Source organism: Streptomyces sp. NPDC047974, from assembly GCF_040653375.1.
Lineage (GTDB): Bacteria > Actinomycetota > Actinomycetes > Streptomycetales > Streptomycetaceae > Streptomyces.
Window position 1 is genome coordinate 19,363 of sequence record NZ_JBEZNU010000036.1, and the last position, 16,512, is coordinate 35,874.

The 16,512-nt window shown below is 76.0% G+C and carries 13 protein-coding genes; 5 read left to right on the plus strand and 8 right to left on the minus strand.

Going from position 1 to position 16,512, the window contains the following annotated elements; genetic code table 11:
- Nucleotides 1–16 precede the first annotated feature (16 nt).
- From AB0E19_RS33350 to AB0E19_RS33370, 5 genes are read left to right on the plus strand one after another with little or no spacing between them, the layout of a single operon-like run.
- Complete coding sequence (locus AB0E19_RS33350) at nucleotides 17–1,048, plus strand: Gfo/Idh/MocA family oxidoreductase (protein WP_362187025.1); 1,032 nt, start codon at nucleotides 17–19, stop codon at nucleotides 1,046–1,048.
- Entirely contained in the window at nucleotides 1,032–3,257 is a 2,226-nt protein-coding gene (locus AB0E19_RS33355) for a M20/M25/M40 family metallo-hydrolase (RefSeq protein WP_362187028.1), read from the plus strand. Before AB0E19_RS33350 ends, AB0E19_RS33355 begins: the two co-directional genes overlap by 17 nt.
- Entirely contained in the window at nucleotides 3,254–4,405 is a 1,152-nt protein-coding gene (locus tag AB0E19_RS33360; protein WP_362187031.1) for an Ldh family oxidoreductase, read from the plus strand. The genes AB0E19_RS33355 and AB0E19_RS33360 overlap by 4 nt, the downstream gene beginning before the upstream one ends.
- On the plus strand, nucleotides 4,402–5,346 hold the full coding sequence (locus AB0E19_RS33365) for a Gfo/Idh/MocA family oxidoreductase (protein ID WP_362187034.1): 945 nt from the start codon (nucleotides 4,402–4,404) through the stop codon (nucleotides 5,344–5,346). The genes AB0E19_RS33360 and AB0E19_RS33365 overlap by 4 nt, the downstream gene beginning before the upstream one ends.
- Complete coding sequence (locus AB0E19_RS33370; RefSeq protein ID WP_362187038.1) at nucleotides 5,343–5,789, plus strand: hypothetical protein; 447 nt, start codon at nucleotides 5,343–5,345, stop codon at nucleotides 5,787–5,789. Before AB0E19_RS33365 ends, AB0E19_RS33370 begins: the two co-directional genes overlap by 4 nt.
- Nucleotides 5,790–5,865: 76 nt before the next feature.
- Here the strand turns inward: AB0E19_RS33370 and AB0E19_RS33375 are convergent, their stop codons facing one another.
- The 8 genes from AB0E19_RS33375 to AB0E19_RS33410 all read right to left on the minus strand — a co-directional run bounded on the left by AB0E19_RS33375 (nucleotide 5,866) and on the right by AB0E19_RS33410 (nucleotide 16,448).
- Entirely contained in the window at nucleotides 5,866–6,384 is a 519-nt protein-coding gene (locus AB0E19_RS33375; protein WP_362187041.1) for an EF-hand domain-containing protein, read from the minus strand.
- Between the two features lie 117 nt (nucleotides 6,385–6,501).
- Nucleotides 6,502–7,758: a nucleotide sugar dehydrogenase gene (locus AB0E19_RS33380; protein ID WP_362187044.1), complete on the minus strand. Its 1,257-nt coding sequence runs from the start codon at nucleotides 7,756–7,758 to the stop codon at nucleotides 6,502–6,504.
- Between the two features lie 95 nt (nucleotides 7,759–7,853).
- Entirely contained in the window at nucleotides 7,854–9,557 is a 1,704-nt protein-coding gene (locus AB0E19_RS33385; protein WP_362187047.1) for a class I adenylate-forming enzyme family protein, read from the minus strand.
- A 128-nt stretch (nucleotides 9,558–9,685) separates the two neighbouring features.
- Nucleotides 9,686–11,452, minus strand: coding sequence for a CoA transferase (locus AB0E19_RS33390; RefSeq protein ID WP_362187050.1), 1,767 nt, complete (start codon nucleotides 11,450–11,452; stop codon nucleotides 9,686–9,688).
- A 195-nt stretch (nucleotides 11,453–11,647) separates the two neighbouring features.
- The gene (locus AB0E19_RS33395; protein ID WP_362187053.1) at nucleotides 11,648–13,543 is read right to left on the minus strand and encodes a GAF domain-containing protein; all 1,896 of its coding nucleotides are present in this window, start codon (nucleotides 13,541–13,543) and stop codon (nucleotides 11,648–11,650) included.
- A 98-nt stretch (nucleotides 13,544–13,641) separates the two neighbouring features.
- Entirely contained in the window at nucleotides 13,642–14,124 is a 483-nt protein-coding gene (locus AB0E19_RS33400; RefSeq protein ID WP_362187056.1) for an NUDIX domain-containing protein, read from the minus strand.
- A 40-nt stretch (nucleotides 14,125–14,164) separates the two neighbouring features.
- Nucleotides 14,165–15,778, minus strand: a complete 1,614-nt coding sequence (gene lnt, locus AB0E19_RS33405) for an apolipoprotein N-acyltransferase (protein ID WP_362187059.1) — start codon at nucleotides 15,776–15,778, stop codon at nucleotides 14,165–14,167.
- A 109-nt stretch (nucleotides 15,779–15,887) separates the two neighbouring features.
- Nucleotides 15,888–16,448: a hypothetical protein gene (locus tag AB0E19_RS33410; protein WP_362187062.1), complete on the minus strand. Its 561-nt coding sequence runs from the start codon at nucleotides 16,446–16,448 to the stop codon at nucleotides 15,888–15,890.
- Between the last annotated feature and the right edge of the window lie 64 nt (nucleotides 16,449–16,512).

The following is a 16,512-nucleotide window of genomic DNA, read 5'->3' on the forward strand; positions in this document are numbered from 1 at the left end:
GAAAGGGAACAACTGTATGAGGCAGCCCCTGATCATCGGACTGGGCCGGGCCGGCGCCGGGCTGCATCTGCGGGCCCTGCGCACCGCCCGGGACCGCTCGCCCGGGCTCTGGCACGGCCCGGCCGTCGCCGTCGACCCCCGGCCCGGCGAGCGTGCCCCGGTGCCCGACGGCGTCACCGTGACGGCCACGCTCGCCGAGGCGCGCGCCCTGCTGCCCCCCGGGCGCGCCGTGGTCCACGTCTGCACTCCTCCGTCCACCCGGCTCGCCGTCCTCGCCGAGCTGGCCGCCGCCGGCTACCGCGACCTGATCGTGGAGAAGCCGCTCGCCGCCGACGCCGCGGAACTGGCCGCCGTCACCGAGCTGGTGACCCGGCACGCCCTGCGGGTCGCGGTGGTGGCGCACTGGCCCGCCTCCGGCCTCGCCGACCGGCTGCGCGCCCCCCTCGCCTCGGGGGAGCGGGGGCGGCTGCTGCGCATCGACGTCGTCCAGCACAAGCCGCGCTTCACCCGCTCGCTGCGCCCCGACGACGGCCACCCCACGGCGTTCGACGTGGAGCTGCCGCACTCCCTGGGCCTGGTCCTGTCGCTCGCGGGCCCGGCCGAGACGACCGGCGCCCGGCTGACCGACCTGCGGATCGGGGAGACGGTCCGACCGGGCCTGGGCTCCGCGGTCCTCGACCTCCTCCACGGATGCGGGGCGCGCACCCGGATCCACTCCGACCTCACCGCCCCGGTGCGCGAGCGGCGGGTCGCCCTCACCTTCGAACGCGGCACCGTCGTGGGCCACTTCGCGCCGAGCGACGCCGACGACCACGTCCAGCTGGAGGCCGACGGGCACCGCGAGGTGTTCCGCGACGACGCCCTGTCGGCCTTCCTGCACCGGACCTACACCCGTTTCGCCACCGTCCCCGCCGAAGAGCCCTCCTGGGGCGCGGACTTCGCCCTGCACGCCGACGTGGTCCGCATCCTCGACGCGGCCAAGAGGCGCTGCGCGGCGGACGCGGCCGGCGAGCTCCACAAGGAGGACCGCCGTGCCGTGGCCCGTTGACCTGACCGGCCGGATCACCGGCATCGGTGACGAGGCCGCCCCCGGCCTCACCGAACAGATCGCCGTCGCACAAGAGTTGGGCTGGTCCTCGCTGGAGCTGCGCAGCCTCGACGGCACCGCCCTGGCCGACCTGCCGGCGAAGGCCGTACGGGAGGCGGCGGCGCGGCTGCAGGCGGCCGGGCTCGGCGTGGTCTGCCTCGACTCCCGCATCGGCAACTGGGCCCGCCCGGTCACCGGCCCCTTCTCCGCCGACCTGGACGAGCTGGACCGGCTCGCCGAGCACGGCAGGGTGCTGGGCTGCCGCAGCCTCCGCGTCATGTCGTGGACGGACGGCGGGCTGCCCGAGGAGGAGTGGGCGGCCGAGGCGATCGGCCGCATGCGCCGGCTCGCCCGCCGGGCGGAGCGGCTCGGCGTCGAACTGCTCCACGAGAACTGCGCGGGCTGGGCCGGCTCCGACGCCGACCGCGCGCTCCGGCTCCTCGCCGAGGTGGACAGCCCGGCGCTGCGCCTCCTCTTCGACATCGGCAACGGCGTCCCGTACGGCTACGACGGCCACGCCCTCCTCGAACGGCTCCTGCCGCACGTCGCCCACGTCCACGTCAAGGACGCGCTGCCCGGCGACCGCCCCGGCGAGGCCGAGTACACGCTGCCCGGCGAGGGAGTCGCCCGGGTCGCCGACTGCGTACGGCTCCTGGAGGAGCACGGCTACCGGGGCGCGTACTCCCTCGAACCCCATCTCGCGGTGGTCCCGCACGAGGGCCGCCGCGCCGAGGACACCGACCCGGCCGTGCCCTTCGTCCGGGCCGCCCGCCGCCTGGCCGCCCTGCGGATCCCCGCCCCCGCCGTCCCCGCCCCGGCGCCGGACCCCGACCGGCCCCGGAAACCGTCCGGCGTCGACACGGGCCTGCTGCTGCACCTCCTCCACACGCCCACCGCCGGCCCCCTGGAGACCGGCCCCGAGGCGCCCCACCACCTGACGGCCGCGCTGCACGCCTATGCCACGGCCGCGGCCCGGATCGGCTTCACGACGGTACGCCTCGGCTCCCCGGCCCCCGAGTCGGTGCTGCGCGAGGACACCCCCCGGCCGGTACGCCGCGCGGTCGCCGCCGACCCCGCGTTCCTGCAGCGCCAGCCGAGCCTCGTGCTGCGGCTCGGCCCCGAACTGCCCCGCGAGCGCACCGTGATGTTCAACGCGCACCTGGACACCGTCGCCGGCGACGCGCCCCCGGCCTTCGACGGAGCCCGGTTCCACGGCCGGGGCGCCGTCGACGCGAAGGGCCCCGCGGTCGCGCTGCTCGCCGGGATCGCGGCGGCCGCCGCGCGCCGCCCGGCGATCGGGCGGGACGTCACGGTCCTCGTGCAGGCGGTGGCCGGCGAGGAGGGCGGAGCGCTCGGCACCTTCGGCACCCGGCCGCTGGTGGAGGCGGGCCACGTGGGCCGGCTCAACGTGTTCTGCGAACCGACCGGGCTGCGCCATCTGCCGCGCGCCACGGCCGCCGCCACCGCCCGCGTCACGGTCGACGGCGAGGACGCCGTGGACGACCGGCCCGGCGCCGGGCACAACGCCACCGTCCTCCTCGGCTTCCTCGCCCAGCACCTCGCCGGCGCACTCGGCCCGGCCCCCTCCGGCGGGCCCTCGCCCACGGTCTGCGTCGCGGGGCTGCACACCGGCACCCTGCACAACAAGGTGCACGGCACCGGCACTCTGCTGCTGAACCTCGCCTACGCCACCGCCGAGGCGGGCGCCGCCGCCGAGCGCGCGCTCGCCCGGGCCCTCGACGAAGGGCTGCGGGAGTTCACCGCCCGCTTCTCCGGCCTCCCCCTCTTCGCGCGGACGGCCGCCGACGCGGCCCGGATCACCCGCCTCGACTGGGACAAGCGCGGCCTGCCCGCGCTCGGCCCCCAACCGGCCTGGGGCGCGGAACTGCTGGCCCGCGCCGGCATCCCCCGGTGGCCCGACGACGAGCCCGCCTTCACCTGTGACGCGATCTGGCTGGACGGCACGGAGGCCACCTACACCACCGTGTTCGGCCCCGGCTCCCTGGACGCGAACGGGGCCCACGCGCCGGGCGAGTTCGTCGACCTCGCCGACCTGGAGACCTTCGCGGACCACGTCGCCGCGCTGCTGACCGCCTTCGCCGACGACCTCCGGCACGACGCGGACCACCGCGCCCTGCCGGCCCCTACCGAGAAAGCAGGAACCGCATGACGTCCACGCTGCCCGACGGCGCCGTACCCCGGAGCGCCGGCCCGGCACCCGGAGAGAGCCGGGAGGTGACGGTCGCGTACGAGACGCTGCTCGACGAGACCGCCGCCTGCTTCGTCCGGCTCGGCCTCCCCGAGGGCCGGGCCCGACTCGCCGCCGAGGCGCTCTGCTACGGCGATCTGACCGGCATGGACTCGCACGGCGTGTTCAACCTGGCGCGTCTCTACGGGCCGCTGCTGCGCTCCGGCGGCGCCGACCCCGCCGCCGAACCGCTGGTCCTGCGCGACCTGGGCCCCTGCGTGGTCCTCGACCACCGCCGGGCGCTCGGCCTGTGGGCCGCGTCGGAGGCGATGGACCTCGCCGTGGAGCGCGCCTCCCGCTGCGGCATCGGCCTCGTGTCGGTGCGCGGCGCCACCCACTTCGGCTGCGCGGGCGTGCACGCCAAGCGGGCCGCCGACCGGGGCATGATCGGCGTCGTCGCCTCGAACTGCGGCGGCCAGCGCATCGCCCGCCCGCCGCTCGGCGCCACCGCCCTCCTGGGCACCAACCCGCTGAGCGTGGCGGCCCCCGCCCTCGAAGGCCGCCCGTTCGTCCTCGACATGAGCACCACCGTCGTTCCCACCGGCCGGATCCGCACGGCCGCCCGCGACGGCCGGGAGGCGCCCGAGGGCTGGCTCACCGACGACGCCGGACGGCCGGTGCGGGACGCCGCCGCCTACGACCGGGGCGAGGCCTGGCTGGGCTGGCTCGGCGGCACCCCCGCGACCGGCGCCTTCAAGGGCTTCGGCCTCGGCCTCGCCGTGGAGCTTCTCGCCGCCGTGCTGCCCGGCGCCGCCACCGGCCCCTCCCCCGCCGCGCTGGAGGGCGACGGCAGGCCCGGCGGCAGCGACGACGACATCGGCTTCCTCGTCCTCGCCCTCGCGCCGCACGTGCTCCGCGACGGCTTCGACGACGACGCCCGGGAGATGTTCGGCACGATCGTCGACTGCCCGCCGCTGCCCGGCCAGGGGCCGGTCCGCTACCCGGGCCACCCGGAGGCCGAGCGGGCCGAGCGGCGGCGCGCCACGGGCGTCCCGCTCTCCGCAGCCCTGCACGCCGAGCTGACCGCCCTCGGCCTCCGCCTCCCGCTCGCCCCGGAGGAGAACCGATGACGCCCGCAGCGGACCGCCCCCTCCGCCTGGGGATCGCCGGACTCGGCGTGATCTCCCGCTTCTACGTGGCCGCCGCCGAGGCGATGCCCGCATGGGAGGTCGCCGCGGTCTGCGACCTGCGCGAGGAGGCCCTGGCCCCCTTCCGCGGCCGGGTCGCCTGCCACACCGACCACCGGGAGCTGCTCGCCGCCGGCCCGCTGGACGCCCTGGTCGTCGCCGTGCCCAACCACGCGCACGCCGAGGTGTGCGCCGACGCGCTGCGGGCCGGCGTCCCGGTCTGCGTGGAGAAGCCGCTCGCCCTGGACCCCGCGGACGGCCACCGCCTCGCCGCGCTCTCCAAGGAGCACGGCGTCCCGCTCCTCACCGCCTTCCACCGCCGCTACAACGACCGGGTCCTCGCGCTGCTCGGCCGGCTGCCCGCACCGGACGCGCCGGTGCGGGTGGAGTCCGTACGGGTGCGGTACCTGGAGCGGATCGAGGAGCACATCGGCACCGACACCTGGTACCTGGACCCGGCCCGCTGCGGCGGCGGCTGCGTCGCCGACAACGGCCCCAACGCCTTCGACCTCGTCCGTCTGCTGCTGGGCGAGACGCCTCTGGAGGTGGTCGGGGCGAAGGTGACCCGGGACGGGGCCGGCATCGACCGGCAGGCCGTGGTCGAGCTCGCCGGTCCGGGCGGGCGCGGCCTCGTGGAACTGGACTGGTCGTACCCCGGGGAGGTCAAGGATGTCGTGGTACGGCTCAGCGACGGCACCGAGCTCACCGCGGACATGCTGGGCGGCCGGCCGGGCTTCAAGGAGTCGCTGTGGCACGAGTACGAGGGCGTGCTGAGGGAGGTCGCCGGGCTCCGCGACCTGCCCGACCCTTCCCGGGCCGTCGAGGGCGGCCTGGCCGCGCTCGGACTGGTCGCCGACGTCTACGCCGCGGAGGCGGCCCGATGACCGCGTCCCCCGCGCTGCCGACCGCCTCCCTGGACGCCGGCCGGCACGAGAACGGCGCCAAGCGCGCGGTGACCGGGACGCTGGTGAAGGTGCTGCTGCACGAGCGCACGGACCGGGGCATGACCCTGGAGCCGTTCGCGGCCCGCTGTGTCCGCCGGGGCGAGGTCCACGAGCTGCTGACGACCGACCGGTGGACCGACGCGCCGGGCGCGCGGGTGGACCGGGTCGGCTTCCTCGGCTTCGTGGAACTGGAGGCCGGAGGGGTCGTCGACCGGGGCGACACGGTGTTCATCGGCGGGGAGCCGGTCGGCACCGTGCTCGGTTTCGACGGCTGCCACCTGCCCAACCACTACAACATCGTGATCCACGCGCCCCGGCTGCTCACCGGCCGCTCCCTGGCCCTCGTACCCGAGACGCCCGTGGTCTTCGCTCCGGCCGACTGAGCCGCGACGGACAGGGAAACGGCCGGCCGGCACCCCCCGAGAGGGTGCCGGCCGGCCGCCGTCGGCACGGTGGGGCTCAGCCGAGCAGCTCTACGTCGAGCTCACCGGTGTGGAACTGGCGCACGGCGTCGAGCAGCTCGTCCTCCGAGAGCGAGCCGCTCTTGTCGGTGTCGATCTGCTGGAAGGCGGCGCGGCCGGCCTGCTCGTCGAGGCCGATGGCACCGAGCCACGCGGCGAACTCGGCCTCGTCGATGACGCCGTCGTTGTTCTTGTCGGCGAGGGCGACGATGCCCTTCGTGACCGGGCCGAGGACCGGGTTGAAGGTGGCGGGGCCACCCTTGACGACGTCACCGGCGGCCTGGAGGAACTGCGCGCGGTTGATCTGACCCGACGCACCCGCCTTGTCGGCGAGCTTCTCGAACATCTCGGTGAAGCCGTTGCGGAGCTGGACGCCCTTCGCCGACTCCGGGGTCTCACCGAAGGCACGGGCGATGTTGGCGGCCTCGGTGGTGAAGTCCGAGAGCTCCAGCACACCGTCGCCGTTCACGTCCCACTTCTCGAAACGCTTCTCGAGACGCTCCTGGGCGATGGTCATGATTTTCTCCTTAGATTTCTTCATGGTGCCGTTCGGACAGGCGTCCGGACGGCCTTTCCTCGGTCCGGCCACGCGCGCGCGTGGCCGGACCGGAGGTCTGTGGGGCGTGGGGCGGCGTCAGAGCCGCACCACGCGTCTGCCCTCGGCCGTCCCCCGGGTGTCCAGGACGGGGCAGTCCGCGCCGTCCCAGTCGGTGGACCGGTACTCGGCGTGCTCCTGGAGCAGCACCACCAGGTCGCTGTCGGCGAGGGCCTGTTCGCGCGAGCGCTGTCGGGGTACGGCGACGCCGTCCACCTCGAAGCGCCCGACGTACGGATCGTGGTAGGAGAGCCGGGCGCCGAGCGCGCCCAGCGCCCGGGCCACGGGGTAGGCGGGCGACTCCCTGGTGTCGGAGATGTCGGCCTTGTAGGCGACGCCGAGCAGGGTCACCCTGGCGCCGGCGGGGTCCTTCCCGGCCGCGATGAGCAGGTCGCGGGCCCGGCCCGCGACGTGTTCCGGCATGGCGTCGAGGACGGCGCGGGCGGCGCCCAGGGTGTGGAAGGTGAAGCCCTGTTCGGCCGCGTGCGTCATCAGATAGCGGGGGTCGACGGGGATGCAGTGGCCGCCGACGCCGGGGCCCGGCCGGAAGGCGGTGAAGCCGAAGGGCTTGGTGTCCGCGCAGCGCAGCACGTCCCAGATGTCGATGCCGACCCGGTCGCAGTAGAGGGCGACCTCGTCGACCAGGGCGATGTTGACGTACCGGTAGGCGTTCTCCAGGAGCTTGGCCATCTCCGCCTCCCGCGTCCCGGCGGCGACGACGACCTCGTCGACGAGCCGCTCGTAGAAGGCGGTGGCGTGCTTGGCGCAGAGCTTGGTGCAGCCGCTGACGACCTTGGGCGTGGTGCGCAGGCCGTAGTGGCGGTTGCCGGGGTCGATGCGCTCGGGGGAGTACGCGAGGTGGAAGTCCTCGCCGACGCGCAGTCCGTGCGCTTCGAGGAGGGGCCGGACGATCTCCTCCGTGGTGCCCGGGTGGCTGGTGGACTCGACGCAGACGAGCACGCCGGGTTCCAGGTGGCGGGCGACCGTGCGGACGGCCGTCGTCAGCGGTAAAAGGTCGGGCTCGCCGGTCTCGGTGAGCCCGGTGGGCACGCAGACGACGACGGTGTGGGCGCCGGCGAGGACGGCGGGGTCCGTGGAGGCCCGGAAGCCGGCGGCGCGCATCGCCTCGACGTCCTCGTCCGGGATGTCCTCGATGTGCGAGCGCCCCCGGCCGAGCCCCTCGACGACCTCGGCGTCGACGTCGAAGCCGACGGTCACGAGCCCTGCTTCGCAGGCCCGGCGGGCCAGCGGAAGACCGACGTAGCCGAGACCGACCACGGCGACTTCTGTGAACATTCGTCCCCCCGCGATTCACTTCCCGGCAAGAGAAGTTGAATCAAAGATTCCGTTTGCAGTAACAGGATTGCATGCAATTCCGGGCTGTTGCGCAATCAATGCACGAGTTCGCCCGCATGAGTGACATCTTCTGCCTTCAAGTCGACGCGCACCGTCGTGCCGGCCGGTGTGGCGCCGCCCAGGGCGTCCACGGCCCAGGCCGTGACGGTGCGCCGGCAGACCTTGCCGGTGGGCCGCAGCGGCATCCGGTCGAGCACCAGGAGGTACTCGGGGAACTTGCGGCGCTCCAGGCCCCGGGCCGCGAGGTGCGCGGTCACGGTCCCCAGGTCCGGCGCGGGCGCCCCCGGGACCGGGCGTACGGCAGCGCACAGCCGCTCGCCGAACTCCTCGTCGGGCACGGGCACGCAGACCGCCTCCGCGAGCAGGGGGTCGGCGCCCAGTTCCCGTTCCACCTCGGCGGGGCTGATCGTGTAACCGCCCCTGATCACCACGTTCTTGAGCCGGCCGAGAACCCTCAGCCGCCCCGCCCCGTCCAGCGCCCCGAGGTCCCCGGAGCGGACCCAGCCCGTCGCGGTGCGGTAGCGGGCGTCGAGTTCGGGCGCGTCCACGTAACACAGCGGCGTCATCGGCCCCTTGGCCTGGATCTCCCCCGGCTCGCCCACGGCGGCGGGCGTGCCGTCCGGCCGGACGATCCTGAGCTCGGCCACGGCGGGGTCGGGGGTGCCGGCGGTGTCCCCGGACGGCGTGACGGTGTGGCAGTTGACGCCGTCGGACGAGCCGTAGACGGTGACGACCGGCACGCCGAAGCGTTCCCGGCAGGCGGTCGCGGTGGAGGCGGGCAGCGCGGCGCCGCTGGAGACGACGGCCCGCAGCCCCGAGGCGGACTCCCCGGGCAGCCGGGGCAGGTCAGCCATCCGCCGCAGCATGGTCGGCACCCCGAAGACATGGGTGGGCCGGTGGTCGACGACCGCCCGGAGCGCCTCGCGGGCGTCGAACCGCTCGCGGACGATCAGGGTCGCCCCGAGCGCGGCGAGCGCCACCGGGACGCCGAGCGAACCGTACGAGGAGGCCAGCGGGACGAGGACGAGGAAGCGGGGCGGCTCCGCGGGGAAGCCCGCGAGCGCCCGTACGTAGGCGGCCCGGCCCCCGGCCAGCGCCTGGTGGCTGTAGGCCACCAGCTTCGGCTCGGCCTCGGAACCGGAGGAGACGAGGAACCGCGCCGGCGCGCCGGGCCCGGCGGGGCGGTCCGCCGGCCGGTAGGCCGTACGCGGCACGGCGCGGTCCAGGCCGTCCGCACCGGAGGAGGTGCGGAACACGGCGCGCGTCCAGGGCAGTTCGGCCGCCGCCTCGGCGTCCTGCGGTTCGCTGAGGACGGCTCCGCCCGCCCGGGAGCGGGCCAGGAGCGCTCGGGTGTCGCGGACCCCGCCGCCGAGCGGATACGGCAGGGCGACCGCGCCGAGGGCGTAGACGGCGAGCTCGGCCGCCGCGGCGAGCCGCCCGTTGGGCAGTCGCAGCGCGATCACGTCCCGGGCGCCGAGCCCGGCCTCCGCGAACAGGCCCGCGACGCGCAGTACTTCGGCGTACAGCTCGCCGTAGGTGAGGCTGCCCCGGTCGTCCACGACCGCCTCGCGGTCGGGGAAGGCGAGGGCGTTGCGCCGGAAGAGGGTGAAGAGGTCGGCGTCGGGGCACAGCCCCCGGGCCGCCCACGCCTCGCGGTCGGCGCGCGGCACCCGGTCGGGCAGCTCCAGGCCGTTGCGGGAACGCCAGGGGGTCTCCCGCACGGCGGTCGTCGCGGTCATCGGTGTTCTGCCTTCCGGGGTGGGTTCGGGTCGCGCGTGGGGCCTCGGCGCGACGCGCGTACGAGCGTGGGGTCAGTGCGTACGGGCCGGCGTGGGCGCCGGTACGCCGGGGGTCGGGCGGCGGCGTCTCACGCGGAGGGATCCTCGGTGAAGGTCCAGGGCGCGGCCGGACGGGCGTACGGGAGGTGCTCGTCCGGCGGGAGGACGGCGCGGGCGAAGGCCGGGTCGGCGGCGAGGGCGGCGAGGTCGGTGCGGACGGCGACCGACGGCAGTCCGGCGGCGCGGAGCTCGGCCAGCCAGGCCTCCGTCGTCCGGCTCCGCAGCCGCTCCCCCACCGTGCCTGCCCCGGTGGCACCCAGGGCCCGGGCGAGCTCCGCGGGCCTGGAGCGGGCCCGGGCGCCCAGGTAGAGCAGTCCGTCGGCGGTGGGCAGCGGGTGGTCGAGCGGGGAGAGGGCGACCCGGTGGCCGGCCCGGGGCACCAGCGCGGCGGCGGAGAGCAGCGAGGAGTGCACGCGGGCGCCGCGGCGGGTCCGCTCGCGGGCGAGGAGACCGGCGAGGACGGCCTGGGCCAGGACCAGGCCGCCGAGGACGTCGGTGACGGTCATCAGGGAGGGGGCCGGGGGCTCCGCCGAGGGGCGCAGGGCGGCGGCGAGGCCGCCGTGGACCTGGGCGAGGTAGTCGGTGCCGATCGGCGGGACGGGTCCGAGGGCGGTGCCGAACCCGGAGGCGGAGGCGTACACCAGGCGGGGGTGGCGGGCGTGCAGCGCGTCGGCGTCCAGGCCGAGGGCGCGGTCCTTGCCGGGGGCCCAGTTGTGCAGGAAGACATCGGCGTCGGCGGCGAGTCCGGCGACGGCGTCCCGGCCCCGGGGGGTGGTCAGGTCGGCCTCGACGACGGCCTTGCCGTGGTTGAGCGCGGAGAACCGGACCGAGCAGCCGGCGGCGACCGGCGGCAGGTGGCGCAGGGGGTCGCCGCCCGGCGGTTCCACGCGGACGACCTCGGCGCCGAGCATCCGCAGGACGTGTCCGGCCATCGGGCCCTGGACGCGACGGGCCGATTCGACGATCCGCACCCCTGCCAGCGGCGGGGCGTCCCCGCCGAGCGGGATGGCGGCCGGGGGGCGGTGGGGTGCGTGGGGGGCGGGTTCCAGCGTCCAGGGGGTGAGGCCCGGCGGGGGTGCCGTGGACTCGCCGACCTCGGCGACGGACACGCCGTGGGCGGCGCCCGCGCGGCGGACGGCCTCCAGGGGCAGGGCCAGGACGGCGGCGCGGAGCTCCGGAGGGAGGGGGCAGACCGCCGTCCCGAAGCGGGACTGGAAGGGCAGCCAGCCGCGGCCCGCCGTACGCGGGGGAACGCCCAGGCGACTCCAGAATCCGGCCCAGGCGTCGGGGTCGAGCGTCTCGATCTCGACGCGCGCGCCGTCGCGTGTGACGAGCGTGGCGAGTCCGGGCGGGCCGCCGGACGGCGGGGCGTCCTCGGGCGCGGTGGCGGCGGCGAGGTACTGGGTGACCGTGAGGAGCGCCCCCTGGGCGAGGGAGGTGCCGGTGCGCAGCGGCGGGCGGCCCTGGGCGCGGGCGAACAGGGCGGCCGTGACGCCCTGGGCGGCGAGCACGCCGGTGACGGCGGAGACGTACTCCGCGGCGAGGGGCGCGGGGGCGCCGGTGGCCCGGCCGTGCACGTGCATGAGGCCGCAGGCGGCCTGGGCGGCCCGCTCGTCGCCGGCGTCGATGCCGACGGGTCCGGCGCCGCCGACGGTCCAGGCGGGGCGGTCCCGGTCCTCGCCGGGCAGGGCGTCGAGCGTGCGGTCGAGCAGTGCCCCGGCCACGGCGCGGGCGGTGCGGGCGGCGTCGGCGGGCGCGGACGGCGCCCTCGTACCGGTCTCCTCGGACAGGCTCACCTACGCCGACCGCCTTCCCCGTCCCGCAGCATGCGCCGTCCCTCTCCCACCGTCGAAACGATCTTTGATCTCCGGGTGAGAACAGCGGACGGACGGGGAGGGCACGGCCACCGCCCCGGCTTCCGCCCGACGGGCGAGCGCTCGCACGGCCGTCCGGGAGCAGTACCGGCCACTCCGGGGGCGGCGGGCGGGCGGTCAGGCGCGGGAGACGGCCGAGGAGAGGGCGTGCAGGCGGAGCGCCAGCTGTATCTCCAGGGCGCGGGAGGGCGCCTGCCAGTCCGGGCCGAGGAGCCGGCCCACCCGCTCCAGGCGCTGGGCCACGGTGTTCACGTGGACGTGCAGGTCGTCCTTGGTGCGGGCCGGGCTCATGCCACTGGCGAAGTAGGCGTCGAGGGTGCGCACCAGATCGGTGCCGCGCCGCCGGTCGTAGGCGACGACCTGGCCGATCGTGCGCTCCACGAAGCCGCCGATGTCACGGCCGTCGGCGAGCAGCAGGCCGAGGAAGCCGAGGTCCTCGGCGGCGGCGCCCTCGCCCGCGCGGTGGAGGAGTCCGAGGGCGTCGAGGCAGCGGCGGGCCTCCTGGTACGCGCCCGCCACCCGGTCCGGGTGGTCGAGGAGGTGCCGGACGGGGGCCGAGGCCCCGACGGTGACGGGCTCGCGGAGGGTGCCGCCGAGGTGGCGGGCGGTCTGGCGGGCCAGTTCGGCGGCGTCCTCGCCGGGGCCCAGCGGCAGCAGGAGGACCGTACCGCCGTCCCGGGCGGAGGCGAGGCCGCCGCGGGTGGCGGCGAGATGGGAGGCGGCGGACCACAGCCGCTGCCGGTCGGCGCTCTCGCGGCCGGGCCGACCGGTGTCGTCGGCGGGCCCGGTGCGGTCGATGCGGGCGGCGAGGACCACGTGCGGGGCGGCGCTGTCGGTGCGGAGGCGGGCCGCGCGCTCGCGCAGCAGGCGGCGGTCGCGGTCGGGGGCGTCGAGGAGGTCGTCGAGCAGTTCGCCCCGCACCCGCTGTTCGGCCTCGCCGGCCGAGCGGCGGGCGAGCAGCAGCAGGGAGGTGACGAGCGCGGCCCGCTCCAGGGTGCGCAGGTCGACGGGGTCGAGGTCGGGTCTGCCGCGCAGGACGAGGGCGCCGAGGTGCTCGCCTCCGGCGGAGACGGCGGCGACCCAGTCGTCGCCCTCGCGGACCGCGTGCCCGCCGGAGCGGCGGGCGGCGCCGCCGGCGGGGGTCTCGGTGAAGTCGACGGTGCCGCCGAGGACCTCGGAGACGGCCTCGGCGACGTCGTGGACGCCGCCGCCGCGCAGCACCAGCTCGGAGAGGCGGTCGTGGACCTCGGAGGCGCGCTCGATGACGGCGCTGTGCTCGCGGATGATGTCGTTGGCCCGCTCCAGCTCGGCGAGGGCGGAGCGGGTCTCGGCGAGCAGGTTGGCGGTGTCGATGGCGACGGCCGCGTGGGCGGCGAAGGAGCCGAGGAGGGCGACCTGCTCGCGCTCGAAGACCCTGGCGCGGCGGTCGGCGGCGAAGAGCACCCCGATGACCTGGCTGCCGAGGCTGAGCGGCACGCCGAGGATGGCGACCAGGCCCTCGTCGCGGACGGCGGAGTCGATGGTGCCGGTGTGCTGGAAGCGGTCGTCGCCGAAGTAGTCGGCGGTGACGTAGGGGCGGGCGGTCTGGGCGACCAGACCGCCGAGCCCTTCGCCCATGCCGAGGCGGACCTGCTGGAAGCGGGCGGAGACGGAGCCCTCGGTGACCCGCATGTAGGTGTCGCCGGCGACCGGGTCGTTGAGGCTCAGATAGGAGACCTCGGTGCCGAGCAGGGCGCGGGCGCGCTGGACGATGGCGCGGAGCACGGCGTCGAGGTCACGGAGTCCCGCGAGGTCGTGGGCGGTGGCGAAGAGCGCGGACAGCTCCGCCTCGCGCCGCCGCCGGCCCTCCAGGTCGGCGCGGACCCGCAGGGCGAGCTGCTTCGCCTCTTCGAGCCCGGCCAGCACCTCGGCCCCCGCGCCGCTCGCGCGGGCGAGGAGCACGGGCCGGTCGTAAGCCTCCGTGGCGGCTCCCCGGGCGAGGAGTTCCAGATAGGAGACGTGTTCGTGGGACATGGACACAGGAATACCCGGCGGGCGTGTGCCCGCACCACCCCTGTGGACGGCTCCTGTGGACAACGTCCGCCGGGTGCCGGGCGCCGCCGGGCCGTGCCTCAGTCGCCGGACGCGGCGCGGAACCAGGTGGGTTCGTCGGCGAGCGCCTTTTCGATCCGGCGCAGGGAGAAACGCTTCATCTCGGGGAGGGCGCCGATCTCGAACCAGCCGACGTCGGTCGACTCGTCGTCGTTGACCCGGGCCTCGCCGCCGACGGCCCGGCAGGCGAACGTCACGTCCATGTACTGGCAGATGTCGCCGTTGGGGTAGACGACGGGCTTGCGCAGGGTCTCGACCAGGAGCACCCGCTCGGGCACACAGCGCACCCCGGTCTCCTCCTCGACCTCCCGGACCGCGCAGTCCGCGGGCTGCTCGCCGGGCTCGACGATGCCGCCGATCACGGCCCAGGCGCCGGTGTCGGCGCGGCGGCCCAGCAGGACCCGGCCCCGGTCGTCGAGGACGACGGCGCTGACCCCGGGCAGGAAGAGCAGCTGGTGCCCGGCGGTCTTGCGCAGTTCACGGATGAAGTCAGGGGTAGCCATGGGCCGACCCTAGATCATCTTTCCGGACGGGTCCCGGGGATCAGGCGCGCGTGCGGCGGGCCCGTACGCCCCGGGCGGCGGCCCAGCCCAGGCCGGCGGCCGCGACGGCGGCGAGCAGGGCCTCGGGAAGGGTGCCGAGCCGGGTCGCGGGGGTCTGCGTGGAGCGCAGGGGGACCTCCTCGACCAGGTAGTCCGGGGTGAACATCGCGGTCTGCGAGACGATCTCGCCGTCGGGGCGGATGACGGCGCTGACGCCGCTGGTGACCGGGACGACGACGGCGCGGCTGTGCTCCACGGCCCGGACGCGGGACATGGCGAGCTGCTGGTAGGTCATCTCGCTGCGGCCGAAGGTGGCGTTGTTGCTGGGGACGGTGAGCAGCTGCGCCCCGTGGGTGACGGTGTCGCGGACGGCCCAGTCGAAGGCGGCCTCGTAGCAGGTGGCGAGGCCGACCTTGGTGCCGGCGAGGTCGAAGACGCCGACCTCGCTGCCGGGGCCGAAGTCGCGGGCGACGCGGTCGACGTCGCTGTTGAAGAGCCGGACGACCGACCGCATGGGGATGTACTCGCCGAAGGGCTGGACGTGCCGCTTGTCGTAGGTGGCGACGGGTCCCTTGCCGGGCTCCCACTGGATGAGGGTGTTGCGGAGCTTGCCGGTGGGCGGGGCGATCACGGCGCCGACGACCGTGGGGGCCTTGACGGCGTCGACGGCGCCCTCGATGACGGCGGCGGCGTCGGGGTTGGCGTAGGGGTCGATGTCGGAGGAGTTCTCCGGCCACAGGACGAAGTCCGGCTGCGGCTTGGTCCCGGCCTTCACCTCGGTGGCGAGCTCGCGGGTGCGGGCGGCGTGGTTGTCGAGGACCTGGCGGCGCTGGGAGTTGAAGTCGAGGCCGAGGCGGGGCACGTTGCCCTGGATGGCGGCGACGGTCGCGGTCCCGTCCTCGGGGGCGTCGCTGACCAGCGGCAGGGCGGCGAGGGCGCCGGTGACGGGGACGAGGACGGAGAGCGCGGCGGCGGCGAGCGGTCCGCGCGGGACGGCGCCGGTGGCGCGGTGGAGGCGGACCAGGCGGACGGCCTCGTAGAGGCCGAAGCCGCAGAGGGCGACGGCGAAGCCGAGCACCGGTGTGCCGCCGACGGCGGCGAGGGGCAGGAAGATCCCGTCGGCCTGGCCGAAGGCGACCTTGCCCCAGGGGAAGCCGCCGAAGGGCACACGCGCGCGTGCCGCCTCGCCGAGGATCCACACCCCGGCGGCGAAGACCGGCCACCAGGGCAGCCGGGAGACGGCGGCGACGCCGAGACCGACGAGGGCGACGAACAGCGCCTCGATGGCGGCGAGGGCGAGCCACGGCACCGGGCCGACCTCCTCGCCGGTCCAGACGAGGAGCGGCAGCAGGAAGCCGAGACCGGCGAGGTAGCCGAGGCCGAAGCCGGCGCGGAGGCGGCGCCCGTACAGGCTCCAGCCGAGGAGCGCGAAGGCGGGCAGCGCGAGCCACCACAGGGGGCGCGGCGGGAAGCTCAGGTAGAGCAGGACGCCGGAGAGCAGGGCCGTTCCGGGGCGGACGAACCGCTGGAGCCGGGCGAGACGGCGCGGCCGGTCGTCGGTCGCGGACGGGTCGTCGGCGGCTCCGGCCGCCTCGGGGGTGATGGTGGTGCTCACCTTGCGGAGTGTACGTGCCGTGCCTGTTGACGCCCGGTCCGGCACCGTACGGCTCCGGGCGCGACGCCGGGCCCCACGGGAGCGTCCCACCCGTCCGCGCGCGTGCCGGTCAGGCGCCGGCGTGCGTCTGGGGCGGGGCCGGGTGGCCGAGGCGGCCCCGGATGGAGTCGACCGCTCCCTCGGCGCCGTCGACAGTGACGGTGAAGGTCCGTCCGTCGGCGAGGCGGAGGACCAGTCCCTCGCCCCGGCGGACGACGACGGCGGTGCCCCGGTCGGGGCGCCAGCGGTAGCCCCAGCCGCCCCAGTGGCGGGGGTTGACCCGGGGCGCGTAGTCGGCGTCGACGACCTCGCTGAGCGGGATGGTCCGGCGGGGGACGCCGATGTGGCCGCAGCGGACCTCCATGGCCCGGTCGTCGACGCGGACCTCGACGTGGACGAAGGCGAGGGTGCCGAAGAGGACGAGGAGTCCGGCGGCGACGCAGCCGAAGACCGCCATGACGAGCGCGGCGATGCCGGAGGTCCAGGCGGACTCGACGGCGAGGGTGATCCCGAGCGCCATGAAGGCGGCGCCGGCGACGGCGGCGATCCACTGGAAGCGGTTCGTCGCGCGGCCGGTCCACACGGCGGGCGGACGCCCGCCGGCACGCACCTGGCCGGATTGCTTCCTCATACCGGGAAGACTACCCAGCGGTGCCCGGTTCAGCGCGTCGGAGGGGAGCCGTCCGGTGACCCTG